Source organism: Desemzia sp. FAM 23990 (assembly GCF_045528485.1).
Lineage (GTDB): Bacteria > Bacillota > Bacilli > Lactobacillales > Carnobacteriaceae > Desemzia.
Map to the genome: position 1 here is coordinate 30,726 of NZ_JBGQQW010000028.1, position 20,351 is coordinate 51,076.

The 20,351-nt window shown below is 38.0% G+C and carries 21 protein-coding genes, 1 pseudogene and 1 other annotated feature; of the genes and pseudogenes, 8 read left to right on the forward strand and 14 right to left on the reverse strand.

All coding sequences use genetic code 11. The annotated features are described in order from the left end of the window. Positions 1-114 precede the first annotated feature (114 nt). The 9 genes from ACEN4I_RS11055 to ACEN4I_RS11095 all read right to left on the reverse strand — a co-directional run bounded on the left by ACEN4I_RS11055 (position 115) and on the right by ACEN4I_RS11095 (position 11,363). Entirely contained in the window at positions 115-315 is a 201-nt protein-coding gene (locus tag ACEN4I_RS11055; RefSeq protein WP_204210628.1) for a cold-shock protein, read from the reverse strand. 210 nt (positions 316-525) lie between these two features. Then, positions 526-1,218: a DNA repair protein RadC gene (radC, locus tag ACEN4I_RS11060; protein WP_407095499.1), complete on the reverse strand. Its 693-nt coding sequence runs from the start codon at positions 1,216-1,218 to the stop codon at positions 526-528. A gap of 52 nt (positions 1,219-1,270) precedes the next feature. Beyond that, positions 1,271-1,942 carry an HAD family hydrolase gene (locus tag ACEN4I_RS11065; RefSeq protein WP_407095500.1) on the reverse strand — a complete coding sequence of 224 codons (672 nt, stop codon included), beginning with the start codon at positions 1,940-1,942 and terminating at the stop codon, positions 1,271-1,273. A 13-nt stretch (positions 1,943-1,955) separates the two neighbouring features. Then, positions 1,956-3,266 (reverse strand): bifunctional folylpolyglutamate synthase/dihydrofolate synthase, encoded by a 1,311-nt coding sequence (locus ACEN4I_RS11070; RefSeq protein WP_407102980.1) that lies wholly within the window; start codon positions 3,264-3,266, stop codon positions 1,956-1,958. Positions 3,267-3,393: 127 nt separating this feature from the next. Continuing rightward, positions 3,394-6,039 carry a valine--tRNA ligase gene (locus tag ACEN4I_RS11075; RefSeq protein WP_407095503.1) on the reverse strand — a complete coding sequence of 882 codons (2,646 nt, stop codon included), beginning with the start codon at positions 6,037-6,039 and terminating at the stop codon, positions 3,394-3,396. A gap of 73 nt (positions 6,040-6,112) precedes the next feature. Further along, positions 6,113-6,345, reverse strand: a binding site (T-box leader). A 60-nt stretch (positions 6,346-6,405) separates the two neighbouring features. Then, on the reverse strand, positions 6,406-6,897 hold the full coding sequence (gene tpx / locus ACEN4I_RS11080; RefSeq protein ID WP_407095504.1) for a thiol peroxidase: 492 nt from the start codon (positions 6,895-6,897) through the stop codon (positions 6,406-6,408). Between the two features lie 167 nt (positions 6,898-7,064). Continuing rightward, positions 7,065-8,282 carry a tRNA uracil 4-sulfurtransferase ThiI gene (gene thiI / locus ACEN4I_RS11085; RefSeq protein ID WP_407095505.1) on the reverse strand — a complete coding sequence of 406 codons (1,218 nt, stop codon included), beginning with the start codon at positions 8,280-8,282 and terminating at the stop codon, positions 7,065-7,067. Positions 8,283-8,305: 23 nt separating this feature from the next. After that, on the reverse strand, positions 8,306-9,445 hold the full coding sequence (locus ACEN4I_RS11090) for a cysteine desulfurase family protein (protein ID WP_407102981.1): 1,140 nt from the start codon (positions 9,443-9,445) through the stop codon (positions 8,306-8,308). 202 nt (positions 9,446-9,647) lie between these two features. After that, positions 9,648-11,363 (reverse strand): septation ring formation regulator EzrA, encoded by a 1,716-nt coding sequence (locus tag ACEN4I_RS11095; RefSeq protein ID WP_407102982.1) that lies wholly within the window; start codon positions 11,361-11,363, stop codon positions 9,648-9,650. 205 nt (positions 11,364-11,568) lie between these two features. On the opposite strand from ACEN4I_RS11095, the gene ACEN4I_RS11100 reads away from it, so the two are divergent. The 3 genes and pseudogenes from ACEN4I_RS11100 to ACEN4I_RS11110 all read left to right on the forward strand — a co-directional run. Next, complete coding sequence (locus tag ACEN4I_RS11100) at positions 11,569-12,045, forward strand: GAF domain-containing protein (RefSeq protein ID WP_407102983.1); 477 nt, start codon at positions 11,569-11,571, stop codon at positions 12,043-12,045. A 256-nt stretch (positions 12,046-12,301) separates the two neighbouring features. Continuing rightward, the gene (gene rpsD / locus ACEN4I_RS11105; protein WP_407095509.1) at positions 12,302-12,907 is read left to right on the forward strand and encodes a 30S ribosomal protein S4; all 606 of its coding nucleotides are present in this window, start codon (positions 12,302-12,304) and stop codon (positions 12,905-12,907) included. Between the two features lie 176 nt (positions 12,908-13,083). After that, positions 13,084-13,281: pseudogene (locus tag ACEN4I_RS11110) on the forward strand (S-ribosylhomocysteine lyase); the annotation flags it as partial. 41 nt (positions 13,282-13,322) lie between these two features. Here ACEN4I_RS11110 and ACEN4I_RS11115 read toward each other — a convergent pair. Next, positions 13,323-13,970: a DUF1054 family protein gene (locus ACEN4I_RS11115; protein WP_407095510.1), complete on the reverse strand. Its 648-nt coding sequence runs from the start codon at positions 13,968-13,970 to the stop codon at positions 13,323-13,325. Positions 13,971-14,170: 200 nt separating this feature from the next. After that, the gene (locus tag ACEN4I_RS11120; RefSeq protein ID WP_407095511.1) at positions 14,171-14,716 is read right to left on the reverse strand and encodes an NADPH-dependent FMN reductase; all 546 of its coding nucleotides are present in this window, start codon (positions 14,714-14,716) and stop codon (positions 14,171-14,173) included. A gap of 316 nt (positions 14,717-15,032) precedes the next feature. Between ACEN4I_RS11120 and ACEN4I_RS11125 the strand changes: the two genes are divergently transcribed. Further along, positions 15,033-15,479: a YueI family protein gene (locus ACEN4I_RS11125; RefSeq protein WP_407095512.1), complete on the forward strand. Its 447-nt coding sequence runs from the start codon at positions 15,033-15,035 to the stop codon at positions 15,477-15,479. Positions 15,480-15,510: 31 nt separating this feature from the next. Beyond that, positions 15,511-15,984 (forward strand): GNAT family N-acetyltransferase, encoded by a 474-nt coding sequence (locus tag ACEN4I_RS11130; RefSeq protein WP_407095513.1) that lies wholly within the window; start codon positions 15,511-15,513, stop codon positions 15,982-15,984. Positions 15,985-16,088: 104 nt separating this feature from the next. Here ACEN4I_RS11130 and ACEN4I_RS11135 read toward each other — a convergent pair whose 3' ends face one another. The 3 genes from ACEN4I_RS11135 to ACEN4I_RS11145 are packed head-to-tail and all read right to left on the reverse strand — an operon-like array spanning position 16,089 to position 17,646. Further along, a complete protein-coding gene (locus ACEN4I_RS11135; RefSeq protein WP_407102984.1) occupies positions 16,089-16,778 on the reverse strand; it encodes a 5'-methylthioadenosine/adenosylhomocysteine nucleosidase in 690 nt (229 codons plus the stop codon). Positions 16,779-16,832: 54 nt separating this feature from the next. Next, entirely contained in the window at positions 16,833-17,084 is a 252-nt protein-coding gene (gene macP, locus ACEN4I_RS11140; RefSeq protein ID WP_407095515.1) for a cell wall synthase accessory phosphoprotein MacP, read from the reverse strand. Between the two features lie 13 nt (positions 17,085-17,097). Next, on the reverse strand, positions 17,098-17,646 hold the full coding sequence (locus ACEN4I_RS11145; RefSeq protein ID WP_407095516.1) for an NUDIX hydrolase: 549 nt from the start codon (positions 17,644-17,646) through the stop codon (positions 17,098-17,100). 225 nt (positions 17,647-17,871) lie between these two features. Here ACEN4I_RS11145 and ACEN4I_RS11150 point away from each other — a divergent pair, with 225 nt between their 5' ends. From ACEN4I_RS11150 to ACEN4I_RS11160, 3 genes are all read left to right on the forward strand, one after another. Further along, positions 17,872-18,576 (forward strand): 5-bromo-4-chloroindolyl phosphate hydrolysis family protein, encoded by a 705-nt coding sequence (locus ACEN4I_RS11150; RefSeq protein ID WP_407095517.1) that lies wholly within the window; start codon positions 17,872-17,874, stop codon positions 18,574-18,576. Between the two features lie 17 nt (positions 18,577-18,593). Then, complete coding sequence (locus ACEN4I_RS11155; RefSeq protein ID WP_407095518.1) at positions 18,594-19,820, forward strand: toxic anion resistance protein; 1,227 nt, start codon at positions 18,594-18,596, stop codon at positions 19,818-19,820. A 116-nt stretch (positions 19,821-19,936) separates the two neighbouring features. Then, positions 19,937-20,185 (forward strand): GlsB/YeaQ/YmgE family stress response membrane protein, encoded by a 249-nt coding sequence (locus ACEN4I_RS11160; RefSeq protein ID WP_407095519.1) that lies wholly within the window; start codon positions 19,937-19,939, stop codon positions 20,183-20,185. Positions 20,186-20,351 lie beyond the last annotated feature (166 nt).

The following is a 20,351-nucleotide window of genomic DNA, read 5'->3' on the forward strand; positions in this document are numbered from 1 at the left end:
AATAGTATATGATAATTTAACGTAAAAAAATATTTAGCAGTAAAAAAAGACAAAAAAGAACAGCCTAGTTATAAACTAGGCTGTTCTGAGCTAACTTTTAATTTTTTAGTTAAATTAAATTTTGTTAACGTTAGCAGCTTGAGGTCCACGGTTTCCTTCTTCTACGTCAAAAGAAACTGCTTGTCCTTCTTCTAAAGTTTTGAATCCGTCTCCTTGGATAGCTGAGAAGTGTACGAATACATCGTCTGCGCCTTCGCGTTCGATAAATCCAAATCCTTTTTCTGCGTTAAACCATTTTACTGTACCTTGTTCCATGAAAAATTCCTCCTCGTGCTTGAAAGCACATTATAATTCACATTGTTGCTGACGGTACGATTCGGAATGTTTTGAAACAATTCTTTTTTCCACCTAACAAAATGCTAAACAAAGTATAACACGATAAAAAAAACTTAGCAAGCTATATTACAAAGTTTATTTATTTATTTCTGGATAATCTTAAATATCATTGCTGCGACTCACTTTTTTTTAAATAATACCGATTTCTTTTAAACTTACGTATCTGTTTTGACCAATGATCAAATGGTCCAACAATTCTACTCCCATCAACTCGCCGCATTCTGCTACACGTCTAGTAAATGAAATATCTGCCTCAGAAGGATCTGGACAGCCTGATGGGTGATTGTGTACAATCGCTAATCGAGCAGCTGAATAACGAACGGCACCTTTGAATATTTCTCTCGGATGCGCGACAGATGAATTTAATCCTCCTTTAAAAATAGTTTCTTTTTTAATGATTTCATTCTTAGTGTTCAAGTACAACACAATAACGTGTTCTTGCTGTAAATCACTCATCTCAGCCAACATCATCTCACCTACTTGGCGGCTGGAAGTAATTTGTCCGGTTTTCAGTTGTGGGGCTTGTGCGATCCGCGTCCCTAATTCAATTGCTGCTTTCAATTCAACAGCTTTTGTTTTTCCAATACCCGATACCAACATTAATTCTTCCAACGACACTGTTTTTAAATAATACAGATCATCAAATGCATTGAGCAGTTGCAGAGCAACGGAAACGACATTGGTTCCTTTTATTCCCGTTCGCAGTAAAATAGCCAAAAGCTCATGGTTGGCTAAAGCTTTTTCACCGTATTGTTGCAATCTTTCTCTCGGTCTTGATTCTATTGGCATTTCAGCTAGTAAGTTCATTCCTTTTGTAGACATAAAAAAACCTCCTTTGCAGATAATATAAGTAAAAAAGAGGTTATTTAGTTATTTAATTGTCTAAAATCCAATTTCTTTGAAGAAACTGTTTGACTTCTCTTAAATCATTCTGTATAGCAACTGTTTTTTCTCTGGCTTCTTCATTCGGCTCAAACAAATCCGGAACCATAACGACCGAAATTCCTGCATCATAAGCCGCACGGATACCATTTAAAGAATCTTCCAAAATAACGGTCTCTTCTTTTTCTCCCTCAAACAGCCCCCAAGCTTTTTCAAATATTTCTGGATCCGGCTTAGCAAATTCAACTTGATCACCAGAAACAACTTCGTCAAAATAATGTGCTACGCCTGCGTGATCCAAACACATTTGAACCATGGAGCGAATACTGCTGGAAGCTACCACTTTGCCGATTCCGCGTTCATGAAGGAAGTCTAACAATTCAACTAAGCCAGGCTTTACTAAAATACCAGCTGATTCGATTTGCTCAAACAAATATGTTCGGCTGTTTGCGATAAACGCATCCACCTTTTGGTCATCTTTAAAATCACGGTACATACTCGCAAAAAACTCTTCATCTGATATTCCGATGTATTTGGCGTAATATTCATAAGTAAATGGCAAGCCTAAGTCATCGGCTGCTTTTTGATTTGCCTGGTAATACATCGTTTCTGTATCAAACATCAGCCCATCCATATCAAAAATCACGGTTTTTAGTTTATTCATCACTCTATCCCCCTTATTCCTCTTCATCCGTATTTAACAAGTTCCTTCTCACTTCTGAGATAAAGTACAGTGACCCAGTGATCAATAGGATACTGCCTTCATCCCTATTTTCCAGCTCATTTAGCAAGGCTTCCTGCCATTGTGCATAATAGTTCACTCCAGATTGAGTATATGGGTGCAGCTCTTCTCTGGAGGCTGCTTTTTCGAAATCAAAAGACGTCAAGGTGAGTTGAACATTTGGCAATTCCTGAATCAAATCCACCATTTTTTGGATATCTTTGTTTTTTAAGGCTGCAAATATCACATGCACTTCTTGTTGAGTAAAGTCGTTCTGAATCGTTTCTACTAGTCGTTCAATTCCCGGTTCATTGTGTGCACCATCCAATATGATAACCGGATCATCACTGATTTTTTCCATTCTCCCAGGCCAAAAAGCTTTTTTCAACCCTCTTAATAAAGCCACGTGATTTAGTGTCAACTGCGTTCTCTCAGCGTAAATCTCCACCGCTTGGATAGCTGTCGCAGCATTTTCTACTTGATGTTTACCCAGCATAGATAATTGGATCGTTCTTAAGCGCATCAACTCATCTTCATAACTAAACTGTTCTCCCCAAGTAGGCAGCGTATGCCAATCCGAAATGGCAAAATCTTTTTGATAGCTGTACATTTTGCTGTCGCAGTCAGTAGCTACTTTTTCAATTTCCTTCATCGCTTCTGGAGGGATATTTCCTGTCACAACTGGAACAGCTGGTTTAATGATCCCAGCTTTTTGTTGGGCAATTTCCGGCACTGTGTCTCCTAAAATAGCCATATGATCCATTCCAATAGTGGTAATCACGGATACTTCAGGCAAAACGACATTCGTCGAATCGTATAATCCGCCTAAACCAACTTCAATTACTGCAACGTCCACATGACCCTCCCCAAAATAAGAAAACATCATCGTTGTGATGACTTCAAACTCACTTGGTCCGCCAAGATCAGTCTCTTCTAAAGCTCCCGCTAAAGGGTACACTATATTGGCTAAACGCAGAATCTCTTCATCAGCTATCGGCTCACCGTTTACACTGATGCGTTCATTAAACACTTCGATAAACGGCGAAGTGAACGTTCCGACGACCAACCCCTGTTCTTCCAGCATACTGCGAATAAAAGTGACCGTTGATCCCTTTCCATTTGTTCCTGCTACATGGATAGCCGGGACTTTTTTATCTGGGCGGCCTAACCGTTCCAACATCCATTCCATTCGTTTTAAACCGGGTTTCTTACCAAATACTCGAATGCCGTGAATCCATTCAAGTGCTTCTTCATATGTGTTCCACATGTCTTTTCCACCGTTCTGCATTAAACTATTGTCTTTTCCATTATAGATGATTTGCTCTCGATTTGCAGTAGAAAAAGCTGTGCCTCTAATATCAGAGACCCAGCTTTTTCATTCAGTACTGTTTCAATTAACGTTTTTGTTTCAACACAGCAATTCTATCACTGACAGTTGCTTGTCTTTCCAAGTACTCAGCTTCTTTGGCTTTTTCTTCTTGGACAATTTTTTCTGGAGCGTTGCTGACAAACTTCTCGTTGGCTAATTTACCTTGGACACGTTTCACTTCTTTGTTCCATTTGTCCAATTCTTTTTCCAAACGAGTGATTTCTTCTTCAATATTGATCAATCCTGCTAGAGGAAGATAGATTTCTGCACCCGTAATGACCGCTGTCATTGCTTCTTCAGGAGCTTCGATCGATTTAGAGATCGTTAGTTCTTCCGGATTACAGAAACGTTCAATATAAGAAATATTTGCGTTCAAGAATGTTTCAACTGTTTCATCATTGGTTTTGATCAGGATGTTGATTTTTTTCGACAATGGTGTATTCACTTCTGAACGAATGTTACGTACAGAACGAATCAATTCCATCAAGACATCCATCCCTTTGGCAGCTGCTTCATCAGACAACTCCGGACGAACCGTTGGGTATTCTGCTACGACTAATGATTCTCCTTCGTGCGGAATATTTTCCCAAATTTCTTCCGTTACAAAAGGCATAATCGGGTGCAACAAGCGCAAGATTTGATCCAACACATGTGCCAAGATACTTCTTGTCGTTTGTTTCGCTGCTTCATCTTCACCGAATAAAATCTCTTTACTCATTTCGATATACCAGTCACAGAAATCATCCCAGATGAAATGATATAAGTGACGACCAGCTTCACCAATTTCATATTTCTCTGTTAAATCAGTTACCGATTGGATGGTGTCATTTAATTTAGTCAAAATCCAACGGTCAGCAACCGTTTTTTCGCCTGTTAAATCAATGTCTTTTACATCAAAATCCTCTAAGTTCATTAAAACAAAACGGCTGGCGTTCCAGATTTTATTGATAAAGTTCCAAGCAGCATCCATTTTATCGTAACTAAAACGGACATCTTGTCCTGGAGCAGATCCCGTAGATAAGAACCAACGCATAGCGTCCGCACCGTATTTGTCAATAATATCCATTGGATCGATTCCATTCCCTAAAGATTTGCTCATCTTGCGTCCTTGTTCGTCACGAATCAATCCGTGAATCAACACATCTTTGAATGGTCTCTCATTCGTAAATTCCAAACTTTGAAAAATCATACGGCTAACCCAAAAGAAGATAATATCGTACCCAGTTACCAATGTGCTGGTCGGGAAGTAACGTTTGAAATCTTCTGCGTCTTCGTTAGGCCAACCCATCGTTGAAAATGGCCATAGCGCTGAACTAAACCAAGTGTCCAATACGTCTGGATCTTGTTCCCAGTTTTCACTGTCTGCCGGTGCTTCCATTCCAACATACAATTCGCCCGTTTCTTTATGGTACCATGCTGGGATACGATGTCCCCACCACAATTGACGAGAGATAACCCAGTCATGAACGTTATCCATCCATTGAGTAAAGGTCTTTTCAAAACGGTCAGGCACAAAGTTGACTTTTCCGTCTGACTCTTGGTTTTCTAAAGCGTCTTTTGCCATTGGCGCCATTTTAACAAACCATTGAGTAGACAATCGAGGTTCAACCACTACTCCGGTACGCTCGGAATGTCCAACACTGTGAACCATTTTATCGATTTTCACCAAACGTCCTTCAGCTTCTAAATCTTTCACCACAGCTTTACGAGCTTCAAAACGGTCCATACCTGCATATTTGCCTGCTGTATCATTCATAGATCCATCTTCATTCATCACATTGACACGTGGGAGGTCATGACGGTTCCCGACTTCAAAGTCATTTGGGTCATGAGCTGGAGTGATTTTAACGACACCCGTACCAAATTCCATATCCACATAATCATCCGCAATAATCGGAATTTCGCGATTCATCAATGGCAGCATAACTGTTTTACCAATCAGCGCTTGATAACGTTCATCTTCAGGATGCACGGCAACAGCTGTATCCCCTAGCATCGTTTCTGGACGAGTCGTAGCAATTTCTACTTCTCCGCTGCCATCAGTTAAAGGATACGTCATATGATAAAAAGCACCTTCGATATCTTGATGGATCACTTCAATATCCGATAAAGCTGTTTTCGCTTTTGGATCCCAATTGATGATGTATTCGCCACGGTAGATCAGCTCTTTTTCGTACATCGTAACAAATACTTTACGAACTGCATCAGATAGACCTTCATCTAATGTAAAACGTTCGCGGCTGTAATCGACAGAGATCCCGACTTTTGCCCATTGTTCACGAATCACACTAGCGTAATCTTCTTTCCATTCCCAAACTTGTTCAATGAACTTTTCTCTTCCTAAATCGTAACGAGAAATACCCTCTTCAGCTAATTTAGCTTCCACTTTCGCTTGGGTAGCAATTCCAGCATGGTCCATCCCCGGCAGCCACAATGTGTCGTATCCTTGCATGCGTTTTTGACGCACTAAGATATCTTGTAAGGTGGTATCCCATGCATGTCCTAAATGCAATTTACCCGTAACATTTGGAGGTGGAATCACCACTGAAAAAGGTTTTTTCGTTTTGTCTCCACTGGGTTTGAATAAATCTTTTTCCAACCATTTTTCGTAACGGCCAGCTTCAACTTCATTCGGTTGATATTTCGTCGGCATTGTAAGTTCTTTTGCCATATTGCACCACTCCTTTTCTCTTTTAAAGTGTAATCTTGTTTTAAAACGCTAAAAAAGCACCCATCCTAATCTACATTAGGACGAATGCTTTTGGATTCGCGGTACCACCTATATTGCCTGTTCTTCTTCAAGAACAGACCACTTCATTCACGTGTTTAACGTCACGTTAGACCGGTCAAAGCTACTCTTCTTTCACTTCGACAGCTCCCAAGCTACCTTCATTTCAGTTCCATTAAGGACTTCCACCAATCGCCCTTTTCTCTTCAAATGAAACCTGAAACTACTCCTCTTGTTCATCGCTTTATTCTGTATTATAGTAGCATGTTAAACTTCAAAATTCAATAACGGAATTCTTGTATTGCTGATTTATCGAGCAGATTTCGCAGCTTCGATCACGGCTTCATAATCTGGCTCATCCACCATTTCAGAAACAATTTCTTGATACACAATCACACCATTAGCATCAACCACAAATACTGAACGCGCCAGTTTTTCTAGTTCCGGCATGTAAAGACCATAAGCATCACCAAATATCAGGTTCGTATCATGAAGCATTTCCATTTCAATACCTTCTCCTGCACACCAATTATCTTGTTGTTCTTTGGTATTGTTTGAAATGGTTACTAATTGAACTCCTTCAATATTGCTTGCTTTTTCATTGAAGGCTCTTGTTTGTTGAGCACACACGCGAGTGTCAATATCTGGGATGACACTGATTAACACTACTTTCCCTGTAAAGTCTTGCAATTGGATCATGTCACCTGTTAGATTTTTGACTGAAAAATCTGGGGCTTTATCTCCCACGTTGGTTTGCTTTCCATTTAATTGATAAGGTGTCCCTTTTCTTGTGATTTGCACACACTTCACTCCTCTAAATTACACTCTATTCCCATTATAAAATTCTTTTGCGTTAAACGCTAGCGAAAAATATAGGTTCTGCAGCATACAGAACTTGCTTTACTAAAAAAAGCTGTCCCAACGTCGAATAATCATACTCAATGCTGGAGACAGCCTTTTATTCTTCTCTATAGTAATTCACTAAAAGCTTCATGCTGTTGCTCTTCCAAGGTGTCTCCCACACTGATCGTAGAGATGACTAAGCCATCCATCGCCCGTTCGATCAATCCTTCTACATCTAATCGAGCTTCAAAATCTCTTGTTTTTTGCAGATCGGGTTTAGTTTTGGGTGCTGGCGGTGCAAAAATAGTACAGCAATCTTCAAATGGTTGAATAGACAATTCAAACGTATCGATTTTTTTAGCAATATCAATAATTTCATTTTTATCCATTGAGACAACTGGACGCAATACAGGAGTATTCGTCACATCATTGATAGCAATCATACTGTGCATCGTTTGAGAAGCCACTTGTCCTAAAGATTCTCCGTTCAATATAGCCAAACCTTTGCGTTGTTCACGAATCCGATCTGTGATGCGCATCATGAAACGACGCGTCACTGTCATTAAGTACCCTTCAGGAACATTCTTTTTGATCTCTTCTTGGATTTCAGTAAAAGGCACTTCAATAAATTGCAGATTTCCAGAAAAGGCAGCAATTTTAGAGGTTAAGTCTTTCGCTTTCTGCAAAGCTCTTGGACTAGTGTATGGAGGACTGTGGAAATGTACAGCTTCCACCTCAACTCCCCGTTTCATAGCCAAATAGCCAGCAACTGGAGAATCGATTCCGCCAGATAACATCAGCATCCCCTTACCACTTGTTCCTACTGGAAGGCCACCTGCTCCTTGGATCGTTTGGCAAGATAAGAAAATGCCGTTTAGCCGCACTTCAACACGTAACGTAATATCCGGTTTTTTCATTTGAACTTGAATGCCTTCAATATGGTCGATGACTTCATCACCCAACATCAAATTGATGTCGTTAGTATCCAAAGGAAACTCGTGGTCTGATCGACGAGTAGCGATCTTAAATGTTTTACCTGGGACATACTGCTCTTTCACCATTTCGACAGCGACTTTTTTCACTTGTTCCATGTCTCTGTCCAACTTCATCACAGGAGAATAATTTTGAATCCCAAATATAGGCTCCAATCTTTTCAATACTTCCTCGCTATCGGCATCTTTCAATTCCAAATGCATGCGATCGCGTTCTCCATGAACTTTTACTTCGGGAAAATCGTGCAAAGCTGCTTTAACATTTTGAGCCAAGCGACTGATAAACGTTTTTTTATTTTTCCCTTTTGTAGACAATTCGCCGTAACGAACCATCACCTCATTGTATTGCATGACTTACTTCCTCTCTCAATCTCTTATTTAATATCTTTAAAGTTTTCGTACAATTTAGCAAATGAATTCAAAAATTGTTTGGCCTCTTCTAAGGTGCTGGTATCTGTTAAACTCACGCGAACCGCTCCTGTAGCGATTTTACTAGGCACATTCATCGCTGCTAACGTACTGGAACTGGTTTTGCTGCGGCTCGAACAAGCACTCGTAGTCGAAATAAAAATAGCTTCTTTTTCAAATGCATGCACACTCACTTCACCACGAATATCTCCTAAAGCGAAACAAACGATATGCGGTGCACCTTGTTTGGTAGAGAAAATGTGTACTTTGCTATAGTTCGCTAGTTCATCCATCAAGTAATCTCTGATGTGTTTTTGATGCGCTATTTTTTGTTCTTTTTGATCAAATAATAGACGTAAGGCTCTAGCCATGGCTGCAATACCAGCTACATTTTCTGTCCCGCTGCGGCGCCCTTTTTCTTGTCCGCCGCCACTCAGTAGAGGAGCGATTACTCTTCCGCGTTTGATGTACAGGAACCCTGTGCCTTTTAAACCATGAAATTTATGTCCAGAAAATGTAGCTAGATCAATACGTGAAGTCGCGCTTAAATTGAGAGGCACCTTGCCTACTGCTTGTACAGCATCTACATGAAAGTGAATCGTCGGATAATCTCTCAATACTTCTCCTACTTCTTCAATCGGCTGGATACTGCCTACTTCATTATTTACCGCCATAATCGACACCAATATAGTATCAGGACGAATGGCCGCTTTTACATCTGAAATGGAAATGACTCCTTCTGCATTAACGGGCAAATAAGTCACTTCAAAACCTAATTGTTCCAATTGAAGCATACTTTCCTTCACTGCCGGATGTTCAATCGTAGTTGTAATCAGGTGTTTTCCATAACGCATTTTTTCGATCGCTGTTCCCTTGATGGCCCAATTGTCCCCTTCTGTACCGCTGCTCGTAAAGAATATTTCCGATTCTTGAACGCCCATAATAGAAGCGACCTGTTTTCTTGATTGTTGTAACAACCCATCTGCCATATCTCCTAATTGATGCAAGCTAGAAGGATTTCCATTCATTTTTTGGCTAACTTTCATAAAAGTTTCCAATACGCTGTCATCAACTTGAGTTGTTGCGCTATTGTCAAAATAAATCATTTTTCCACATTCTTTCTACTTCAACTATTTTTTTACTCGTTGAAAAATTCTTTACCTATTATAACAAAATCTTCTGCAAGTACAAGATTTCATTTCCGGTTTTCAACATCTAGACACAATCACAGCGGGATGAAAAATAACTCTTTCATCAAAGGCTCCAAAAAATAAGAAGCTGAGATTTTTCTCTCAGCTTCTTATGCCTTTAGGTTTTTGGTTTGATTTCATTGAAATACATTGTTTCGACTTTTTTATACGCTCCTGGTTCTACTTCCTCTAATGCTGTTGAGATAGTTTCCAGTGCCTCACGGTAATTGTGCTCTTGATTGAACAATTTAAAACTCTTTTGAGTAGCTGAAGCAATTTGAGGAGTACTTTGACGATACCGATTAGCGTATTGCGTCATGTATTCTGTCAATAATGCAGTATCAACGATTTCTTCTGTCTTATCCAGCAATAGCTCGATGTCATCCTCAATAAAGTCTGCCATTTTCTTTATTTCGTCCATATCGATTCTCAATTTATTGATCTCGATGGACAGATTTTCAATTTTTTGTGTAACCGCAAAAAACAGATCCATGTAATCAATCGGAAGACCCGGAAGATGTTGCTTTTCAATGTAACGCTTCATAGCACGCATATTAAATTCAAAGTCATCGATACTTTCTTTCACTTCTGTTTCTTCTTTGCGCAGTTCTTTTAAATGTTGGGCAATATCATTTTGACCTTTGTCAATTGTTTCCAATTTTTCAATACTGGAGTGGAAACTTTCTTTGGCTTCAGAATAAACAATGTCTTTTTGTTGCAAGGCTTCCAAATAATAATTCACTGTTTCTGTCAGTTCATCTAATTGGTCTTTAAAATCTTGTGTTTGTTTTAATTCATTGTGATTCAGTTTATAGCTTTGAGAAACTCGATCGATCTCAATAAGCAGCTTACTGTTTTTGCGTGTCAAGTAAGTGATCAATTGCTCGATTTTTTCTTTATTCTCTGCTACATACTGACTAGCTTCCATTTCAAATTCCATTACTTCATACAACTGATCGATTTCGTTTTCTATCACGGGAATTTTTTCTTGTGCTGCCTCTATCTCTAAGTTTCCCGCTAATTTTTCAGCAGCCAACCGCTCTGTCTCGATTTCTGCAATTTTTTCTAAAATGCGATCTTCTGGAAACTTAAATTCTTCTTCTATTAACATCTGATACCCGATTTTGATTTCTTTTAATTGCTCTACAAATTCACCATTGATCTCTTTTAATAACGCCGGGATGTCCTGAGCAAGTGTGTTCAAGTTTTTCGTCTTAGTCCGAACTTCTTCCAATACTTCTTTAGCCTCTATGTGATCCCCTTGAGAAGTATATTCAGAAAAAGTAGCAAAATCAGTTTCCAGTACGGTTAATTTATGCTCCATTTTTTCTAGAGCTGGTCCAAAGCTGAAACTGTGTGTGAGCAATTTCTTCCGAATGCTTTGATACATTTCTTTTACTTTTTCAAGCTCTAAACGGTTTTTTTCTTCGCCTCTCACAAGTTCGCTCAATGCTTCTTGAATACGGAGCAGTGTTTCTTTAGTTTCTTTTATCTTACTTTCTGCTAGCTCCTCAGCGTCTTTTGCTTTTCCAAATCGTAATTTGTCAATAAAGCGTTCTGCTTCAAACAAGTGATTCTCGATTGCTGGGATAGATTCTTTTTCTACTCCTTCCCACACTGTTTTCCATTTTTGGAATTTTTTTTCTGTCTGTCCAGTGAGATTCAGTGTTTTGATCATATGTATGTCATCCACTATTGGCATATCAGATAATTGCAGTTTTTGCCCTTCCAACTCGTCGACGATTCGGTAGTGTTTTTTTCTCATCGTATAACTGGCTACAAAAGCAGCTATCGCTAAGACGATGATAACGATGACGGTAATTTCAACATTCATGTAAAGCCCTCCGTTTGAAAATGAATACTCCATTTTTTAATAGTCCGTTTATCATTTCTTGTATAATGGGATGGATTTTTTCCGATTTTCCTAGTAAAATACCTATTAATTAGTATAACATAATGGAAATGTTCTAACAGTACAAATAAAAAAATTCTGAAATAATCTTTACGTTTATTTCTAAGTGGAAAGTTGGGTCTTTAACATGTCAAAAGAAAAAAAATATCAATTAATGAACAACCAACTCCGTGCACTAATAGCTGGAGAAAAAAACTTGATTGCTAATTTAAGTAACGCTTCTGCTTTACTGTATGAATCTTTACCTGAAATCAATTGGTCTGGATTTTATTTGTTTGAAGAATCTTCTCAAGAATTGGTGTTAGGACCATTCCAAGGAAAAGTAGCTTGTATTCGCCTCCAACTGGGTAAAGGCGTCTGTGGGACAGCCTTCGAGCAAAATAATTCTATCATAGTAGAAGATGTGAACCAATTTCCTGGTCATATTGCATGTGATGCCGCTAGCCAATCGGAAGTTGTTGTGCCACTTCAAACAACAGCTGGTGAATTGATTGGAGTATTAGATATCGATGCGCCTATCACAAATCGTTTTGATGAAATTGATCGCAAATACTTAGAAGAATTCGCAACTATTTTAATGGAAACTTCAGTTGCAGTAAACTAAATAGGGGTTAATTTGAAAAGAATGTTGACGTTGCTATCTGATTTAGGCTATAATGATGGATGTGTAAAATAATGCAGCAAAAAAAGTGGTAACCGCGTCAACAGTTCATTGCCTAAGGGATTCGTTTTCTTTAGAACAGCACAATTGTGTAACCTGCGGCTGCAAAGGTGAAGATTGAAAATGAACTGCACGTATTACTGAACTTTTAACTTAATTATTTTACTCCAAAAAATTGATTTATTGGAGGAATTTTATAATGGCTCGTTATACAGGTCCAAGTTGGAAAAAATCACGTCGTTTAGGAATCTCATTGACTGGTACAGGAAAAGAAATCGAACGTCGCCCTTACGCACCAGGAGATCACGGTCCAAATAGCCGTAGAAAATTATCTGAATACGGTATGCAATTACAAGAAAAGCAAAAATTACGTTTCATGTACGGTGTAAATGAACGTCAATTCTTCAACCTTTTCTTAAAAGCTGGTAAAATCAAAGAAGGTAAACATGGGGATAACTTCATGATCCTTTTAGAACAACGTTTAGACAATGTTGTTTTCCGTTTAGGTTTAGCTACTACTCGTCGTCAATCACGTCAATTAGTAAACCACGGTCACATCCTTGTTGATGGTAAACGTGTTGATATTCCATCATACAGCGTTCAACCAGGACAAGTAATCTCTGTTCGTGAAAAATCTAAAAATATGGAAATCATCAAAGCTGCTGTTGAATCAGTATTTGGTCGTCCAGAATTCGTTTCTTTTGACGAAGAAAAATTAGAAGGTTCATTAACTCGTCTTCCATTACGTGAAGAATTGATTGCTGAAATCGACGAAACTCTTATTGTTGAGTACTACTCTCGTTAATAAAAGTTGTCATTTCAAAAGCTCTCCCATCTTATTTATTAGGATGCGGGAGCTTTTTTTGTTCTCCCTATTTCAGTAACCTCCATTACAAATCCGATCAATTCTTGTTATATAGAAAAAGATTTTATTTCAAAAGGAGCATCAATCATGACAAAGAAAATGAATGCTGAAAGCTTCACGAAAACTCTGATGAGATTTTAGACGTTTTGGAACAAACGATGAAAGATGTCTTAGGAGCTGTTGAAGTTCCAGCTAGCAATGAAAAGCAATGCGGGTGGGCAGCTCATCTCACCCTTGAAGGTGCACAACAATTAGCTTGCGACTTTTTAGCAAAACGCAGCGAATGGCATTTAGTTTTTTCGCATAATGAATAAGCAGTAAAAAAAAGACTTCCGTAATGGAAGTCTTTTTTTTACTATACAGTTTCCTTTGGATAAGCTGCATAAGCCTGTTTATATAATGGAACAAGGTCACGAACCGTGTCCAAAATGAACTGTTCTGTCTGGTCGGCAGTATCTAAAATCGGGTCGTCTTCTTTTAAATATCTTCCTACCATGAACTCCCCTTTTTTCACTTTCTGCCATCTTGTCAACGCAGCAGTAATATCCATCTCGTCTATCACTGTCACCTTATCTTTTGTATGATCTAAGGAAACAATGTAATCTTTAGAAAGTTGTGCAATAGACTCAGGGAATTTCAAAAAGGAAGATGCCATTTCATTTTCAAATTGCGGATTGTCAATAAACGCCAACCATATGTAAACAGCTTTTCGGTCAATAGCAATTTGGAAATGAGGGTATTTCTTATATCCTCTGGCATCTCCGCCAATTCCGACCCAAGTGCTCTCAGGAGCAAATTTAGTTCGACGCAAATGTTTCGCTACATGTACTGGTAGTACCGCCCCACCCAATTGTGCGATCAATGATTTGGAAATGAATTCTCCTAACGACTGAAACGTTGGCTGGATATGTGTTCTAATTTCCTTCATCCGTTCTTCTAAGCCTTCAATTGAAAAAATCGAAAATGTTGTTTGTGTAAAGTATGGTTCTTCTTTTGTCTGCATATTAGTGAAACACCTCTCTTTAGTACTTGTTCTTATTTTACCATTATTGTATCGCTGGAACGAATGGATGAGGATCTTTTTGTCCATTTGAATTAAGATTTTGTAAAACAGGCTTTTTTATCATTGCTGTAGAGAATAAAAATAGACACAGAAAACCTTTAGAGATTTTCTGCATCCGTTTAGTGATTTTATGAAATGATTTATTTAGTGTTTTTGTCAATGAAAGCTACAAATGCATCAGCAATACTTTGTAAGAATTCCACAGTTCCTTCTACAACTTGTCCATCTTCACCAATAGCTTTAGTTGCATCAATGTAAAGTTCTGGTTGGGCCATAACTGGGCTGTCACCGAATACTAATGATTGACGAACTTGATGGTTAGCTAGTGCACCAGAGATACCTGACGGGGAAACAGATCCCACAAGAACTGGTTTGCCTGGCCATACACCTTCTCCCCAAGGACGAGAACCCACGTCAATAGCGTTTTTCAATGAAGCTGGCATACCTCGGTTGTATTCAGGTGTCATGAAGATATAAGCATCTTGTTCTTTCATTTCTTTACGGAAACGGTTATAACTTTCTGGAGCATCTGCTTCTAGGTCTTCATTGTAGACTGGTAAATCACCAATTTCAATAAAGCTTAAGTGATAATCAGCTGGAAATAACTCAGCCAATTTTTTTGCGACTATCTTATTTAATGAATCTTTACGTAAACTACCTACTAAGACTCCAACATTTTTTCCCATCTGTCATTACCTCCGATTAGTGGTTGTTTTTTACTACAAAATTAATGATACACCACGAACTTACTTTTTACAAGTAAACTGCATGTAAAGTTTCAACCCTATTTTTAACCGGATTTATTTGAAAAAATTCGACTAAATAAAAAAAGAGCAACGAGTTCTAATAAATTCGGTATAGACATTTCACAATAATCTTTTCATAATTCGAATGGACTAGATCAACTCTTGAACAAAAAAAGACATCCTTCTTATTTTTCTTTTGGAATATGTGATAGAATAAATGATGAGACTAATTATTTTTGAATAAGGGGTTTTTGATATGGTCAATAAAGATCCAAACGATTATTTACAAAAAGGACAATACGGTGCAAAACAAACATTGCTTTCAGAACGGAAAGAATTTTTGGGCAGTTTACGAGAAAGAATTTATTTGACAGCAACTTTAGATCAACTCTCTCTAAACAATAGTTTAAAGGCCTTTACAACTGAATTTCAACGTCATCCTGATGGCAGCTTACTGCTGAATGGTAATTTAGATATGAAGCCATTCGAGCCTTTCATTAAAGCCAGTAAACAAGCTGATATTCCGTTCACACTAGTCGCTAATGAATATGCTCAAACTTGTCCTTATGCATTGATTTTCGCTGCCCCTACGGACGTAAATGAATCCATTATTGATGTCGCCGAAAAGTATCCTTTGCCTAAAAAAGAAGAGCCTCAACAAACTGAGCAGAAAAAATCGTTTTTTAAACGTTTCTTCTCTTAATTTTTTATTCAGAACCAGGAGTGAATCACACGTGCAAATAGTAGAAACAAAAGACCCTAAATTAATGGGTCAATTAGGAAAAACTATGCAAGAAAAACACCGCAGTATGTACCCGGAGTTTTTCAAATCTTATGACGAAGAAGCTATTGCGCTTCATTTTGAAACAGTTTTTCAAAATCCGAAAGCCAGAGTATTTCTTTGGATTGATGAAGCAAAAGAAGAAGGTCCGATTGCTGCTTATCTGTGGTTGGAAGAACAAGAGATGAAAGAATCGGTTTATCGTTACGGCTATACGCGCTTATACATCAGCCATATCGCTGTTTTGCCGGATTATCAAGGACAAGGATTAAGTAAAGAATTGCTCCAATATGCGGATGATTATGCCCGCAAAAAAAATATTGCATTTGTAGAATTGCATTATTGGGCAACCAACGAAATCGCCAAAGAAACCTATCGCAAAAATGGTTTTGTGATCTATAATGAAATTGCTCAAAAGAAACTTTAGTCTTTTGCCCTAAGTGAAAAAAGCGGCCTTCAAAAATTAGAGTGACATCTAATTTTTGAAGGCCGCTTTTTTACCTCTTTATGAATACTTTTCTATGTTTTAGACTATAGATGCTTAATAACTTCCATCACCATCTCAGCTGATTTTTTTCCAGCTTCAATAATAAATTTGTCGAAACTGATTCCTGCTTCATCATCAGCTGAATCTGAAACAGCTCGCACGATAACAAATGGAGTTTTAAACTGGTAACAAACTTGTGCTACAGCAGCCCCTTCCATTTCCGATACCATAGCATCAGAGAAATCTGTTTTGATACGTTGGATTGTCTTTTTATCTGCAATGAAAGAGTCGCTTGTGACAATAAGCCCTTTCACTGATTTTAACCCTACTTTTTGAGTAGCTGCTTCGATCACGCTGATCAGCTGTTCATCAGCTGGATAACGAGCAGGCATTTGCGGTACTTGCCCCATAACATAGCCAAATGCTCGTGCATCAGCATCATGGTAAGACAGCTCAGTAGAAATAACTACATCGCCTATGGCTAAACTAGAATCTACCGCTCCTGCTGACCCTGTATTAAAAACAACGTCTGCTTGATAGTCATTGATCAATAATGTAGTTGCTATTGCTGCATTGACTTTTCCAATCCCTGATTGGACTAATATAATATCATGGCCCGCCATTTTTCCAGAAGAAAATGTCGCTCCTGCCTTCGCCCAATCGTTTCGCTCTGTTAAGTTGTTTTTCAACGCAATCGTTTCTTCTTCCATTGCTCCGATGATACCAATTCTCATTTCATTTCTCCTCATATCTCTCTATTTGCAATTATCCATGGATGTTTAACTGTTTTACACTAAAAAGACAATCAACAACGCAACGACCAGCAATACAGACACAATCAATATCGCTAGATTGAGTTTTTTCCCGGCTTCTCTCACTTTGTCATTCTCGCCTTTTCGACTTCTAGTAGCAAAGCCTTGTTTTTCTTGTTCTTTTTGGTATTTTTTTTCTGCTTTATCACGTTTTTTTGCGAATTGTTTTTGCTTTTTTAATTCAGCTTGTTGTTTTTTTCTCTCTTGTTCTCTCAAACTGTTTCCCATATCCACCATCCTTTTAATCAGCGGCTAATCGTTCGATTTTCCAATAAAGCAACGCCATAATGGTTTTTGCATCCACTATTTGGCCAACTTCATAAGCTTGCCATGCTTCTTCAAAAGACAATTCTTTAAGTTCTAAAAATTCATCTTCATCTAAAGCCAATTCTTCTGTTTTTTCCAGCTCAGAAGCCCGATACAAATGAATCACTTCATCCGTAAAACCTGGTGTGGTATAAAAAGTTTTGACTAGTTCAAAAACATGAGCATAATACCCTGTTTCCTCTTTTAACTCTCTTAATCCTGTTTCATGAGGATGTGAGTCTGTATCATCGATTTTACCAGCTGGGATCTCAATAATGGTTTTTTCAATTGGTTTACGAAACTGCTCTACAAAAATCATTTTTCCATCGGGAGTAAATGGCATAATTGCTACGGCTCCAGGATGTCTGACGATTTCTCTGGTAGAAGTTTTCCCATTCGGCAATTCAACGGACTCTACAAAATATTCTGTTAGGTTTCCTTTATAAATCTGTTCACTAGACAACGTTTTTTCTTCAAACTTCATGACGCTTTCCTCCGTTCGACAAGGTCTTGTTCTATGATACCGTTGAATGTTTAAAAAAACAAGCAGCCAAACAGCTATCAGTCGAAAGAATCCTTATTTTACTTTATACTGAGAGTAACAATTCATTCTTAAGTCGGATGTATTTGTAGGGAGCATTTATGCTAAAATATACTTAACCAGAAAAGACTACGAATTTTTTCAAATTTATTTAAGAGGTGGACAAATATGGATAATTTTATCAAAAGTTTAGGCGAAATATTAAAGTATACATTTACAACTGCAGGAACAATTGCTGTTTTTTTAGTGTTGTTAGTGCTTGATTTTGGATTTTGGCCATCTTTAATAATCAGTTTAGTCATCGGCGGTTTTCTTTTTTTAAAAAAAGAACCCAAGAAAGCTTCACGAACTAAAGTACAAAAATTAAGACGTTTATCTCCTGAAAAAGAAGCTTTTTACAGATCGCAAGGCTTATCCAAGGATGAAATGAATTTTTTTAGAGAAACGATGCAGACGGCAAAAATCAATATCTTGGAATTAGAACAAAACATGCGCCAATCTACTAAGCTGACGGCGATTGAAAGACGCAATAACACTGTCCATTTAGCAAAAGCGTTATTTAAAGAAATTACTCAAGAACCTCATCGTTTGCATGACGTGGATAAATTTTTGTACGTACACCTTCCTTCTTTAAAAGACTTGACCACTAAGTACAATGAAGTAGACAGTCATGAAGTGAAACACAAATCTACCTTTGATGTACTGGAAGAAAGTGCTAATACAATTGATGGCATGTGCAACTTGATTGCCGAAGATTATGTATCTTTTAAATCAGATGACATTGATGATATTGAATTAGAGGTCGAACTTGCAAAGAAAACCATTACAAGAGATAATGATACAACAAATGAAATCACTAACGAGGAACTATAATTTTAGGAGTTGACACTATGGTCGATACAAACAAAGAACCGATGAATACCAATCAAAATGAACCTTCTACAACAATTAAAGATGTTAACGCAGAACTGGACAGTTTACTGGCAAATCCATTTGCAGACCCTTCACTGCCTGCAGCAGCTGATCCTATCGATACAGAATTGCAAAAAGAGCAAAAAAGTGAACGGTTAGTAGATAAATTACCCAAAGAACGACAAGAACAAGCTTATTCCTTAGCCGGACAGATTGATGAAACGAATATTGAATCTGTGATGTCTTATGGAGCAGCTGCTCAAAAAAAATTAGGCGACTTCTCTCATTCTATGCTGGATCATGTTCAAAACCAAGATACAGGTGAAATTGGAGAAACCCTCAATGAATTGATGTATCGCTTAAATGAAGCTAATCCTGATGATTTAAAAGCTGAAGATAACAATATTTTCAAAAAATTGTTTGGAAAAATCAATCGCTCTATTTATGAAGTTACCGCTAAGTATCAAAAAATTGGTGCGCAAGTAGATAAAATAGCTGGAAAGTTGGACAAAGAAAAAGATTTGTTGTTACGAGATAATTCCATGTTGGAACAACTTTATGTCAAAAACTTAGATTACTTTGAGGCATTGAATATTTACATTGCAGCAGGCGAAGTAAAAATTGAAGAATTGTTAACTCAATTGATACCTGCAGCTGTAGAACAAGCAGAAAGCAGCACCAACCAAATGGATGTTCAACGAGTGAACGATTTGAATCAATTCCTTGATCGATTGGAAAAAAGAGTCTATGATTTAAAATTGGCTCGTCAAATGACGATTCAACAAGCTCCTCAGATCCGCTTGATCCAAAATACGAACCAAGCTTTGTCAGAAAAAATTCAATCTTCTATCAATACGGCTATCCCCCTTTGGAAAAACCAAATTGTGATCGCTCTTACATTGCTCAGACAAAAAGATGCGGTTGAAGCTCAACGACAAGTTTCTGAAACCACGAATGATTTACTGAAGAAAAATTCAGAGCTTTTGAAGACCTCTGCTATCGAGACAGCTAGAGAAAATGAGCGAGGCATTATTGACCTTGAAACATTGCAGCAAACACAAACTGATTTGATTGATACTTTACAACAAACCCTAGAGATTCAAAAAGAAGGACGAATTAAACGTAAAGAAGCTGAACATGAATTAACGACTATGGAAACCACATTACGCGATCAATTGCTTGAATTGACCAGTAAAGATTCTTAACAAAAGAAACCAAATATGGATAACAAGCATATTCTTTGAGTTTTGAACAAATTGTGTCTATACTAATAATTGTAATAGTTCATTACAAATATTATTTATATAGGAGAGTGGAATTTATGTCACTTATTTGGTCATTAATCGTTGGTGGTGTCTTAGGAGCTATCGCAGGTATGATAGTTGGACGAGACGTACCATTCGGAATCGTTGGTAACATTGTTGCCGGATTTATTGGTTCATGGTTAGGTACATCGTTATTAGGAGAATGGGGATGGAACGTCGGTGGATTTTATGTCTTCCCAGCATTAATTGGTGCTGTTGTTCTTATCTTTATCTTCTCATTAATTGCCGGAAGACGAAAAGGATAAGTTATTTTACCCCCGTTAAAAGGCTCGCTTATGGCGAGTCTTTTTTCGTTCGCCCAGCATGGGCGAACTCTAACGGGTGCAAGTCCCGAATGCGACCTGACAGTGGTAAGCATATAGCTGACGGCAAGGGTGTCCACCGTGAGGTGGAATCTGAAGGAAGCCCAAG

Coding starts and splice junctions, on each gene's coding strand:
- ACEN4I_RS11160 (WP_407095519.1), top strand. CDS start 19,937: ATGTCACTTATTTGGTCATTAATCGTTGGTGGTGTCTTAGGAGCTATC.
- ACEN4I_RS11150 (WP_407095517.1), top strand. CDS start 17,872: ATGGATAATTTTATCAAAAGTTTAGGCGAAATATTAAAGTATACATTT.
- thiI (WP_407095505.1), bottom strand. CDS start 8,282: ATGCAATACAATGAGGTGATGGTTCGTTACGGCGAATTGTCTACAAAA.
- macP (WP_407095515.1), bottom strand. CDS start 17,084: ATGGGAAACAGTTTGAGAGAACAAGAGAGAAAAAAACAACAAGCTGAA.
- radC (WP_407095499.1), bottom strand. CDS start 1,218: ATGTCTACAAAAGGAATGAACTTACTAGCTGAAATGCCAATAGAATCA.
- ACEN4I_RS11155 (WP_407095518.1), top strand. CDS start 18,594: ATGGTCGATACAAACAAAGAACCGATGAATACCAATCAAAATGAACCT.
- ACEN4I_RS11115 (WP_407095510.1), bottom strand. CDS start 13,970: ATGCAGACAAAAGAAGAACCATACTTTACACAAACAACATTTTCGATT.
- ACEN4I_RS11090 (WP_407102981.1), bottom strand. CDS start 9,445: ATGATTTATTTTGACAATAGCGCAACAACTCAAGTTGATGACAGCGTA.
- ACEN4I_RS11100 (WP_407102983.1), top strand. CDS start 11,569: ATGTCAAAAGAAAAAAAATATCAATTAATGAACAACCAACTCCGTGCA.
- ACEN4I_RS11120 (WP_407095511.1), bottom strand. CDS start 14,716: ATGGGAAAAAATGTTGGAGTCTTAGTAGGTAGTTTACGTAAAGATTCA.
- ACEN4I_RS11125 (WP_407095512.1), top strand. CDS start 15,033: ATGGTCAATAAAGATCCAAACGATTATTTACAAAAAGGACAATACGGT.
- ACEN4I_RS11095 (WP_407102982.1), bottom strand. CDS start 11,363: ATGAATGTTGAAATTACCGTCATCGTTATCATCGTCTTAGCGATAGCT.
- ACEN4I_RS11145 (WP_407095516.1), bottom strand. CDS start 17,646: ATGAAGTTTGAAGAAAAAACGTTGTCTAGTGAACAGATTTATAAAGGA.
- ACEN4I_RS11055 (WP_204210628.1), bottom strand. CDS start 315: ATGGAACAAGGTACAGTAAAATGGTTTAACGCAGAAAAAGGATTTGGA.
- rpsD (WP_407095509.1), top strand. CDS start 12,302: ATGGCTCGTTATACAGGTCCAAGTTGGAAAAAATCACGTCGTTTAGGA.
- ACEN4I_RS11135 (WP_407102984.1), bottom strand. CDS start 16,778: ATGAGAATTGGTATCATCGGAGCAATGGAAGAAGAAACGATTGCGTTG.
- ACEN4I_RS11065 (WP_407095500.1), bottom strand. CDS start 1,942: ATGAATAAACTAAAAACCGTGATTTTTGATATGGATGGGCTGATGTTT.
- ACEN4I_RS11075 (WP_407095503.1), bottom strand. CDS start 6,039: ATGGCAAAAGAACTTACAATGCCGACGAAATATCAACCGAATGAAGTT.
- ACEN4I_RS11070 (WP_407102980.1), bottom strand. CDS start 3,266: ATGTGGAACACATATGAAGAAGCACTTGAATGGATTCACGGCATTCGA.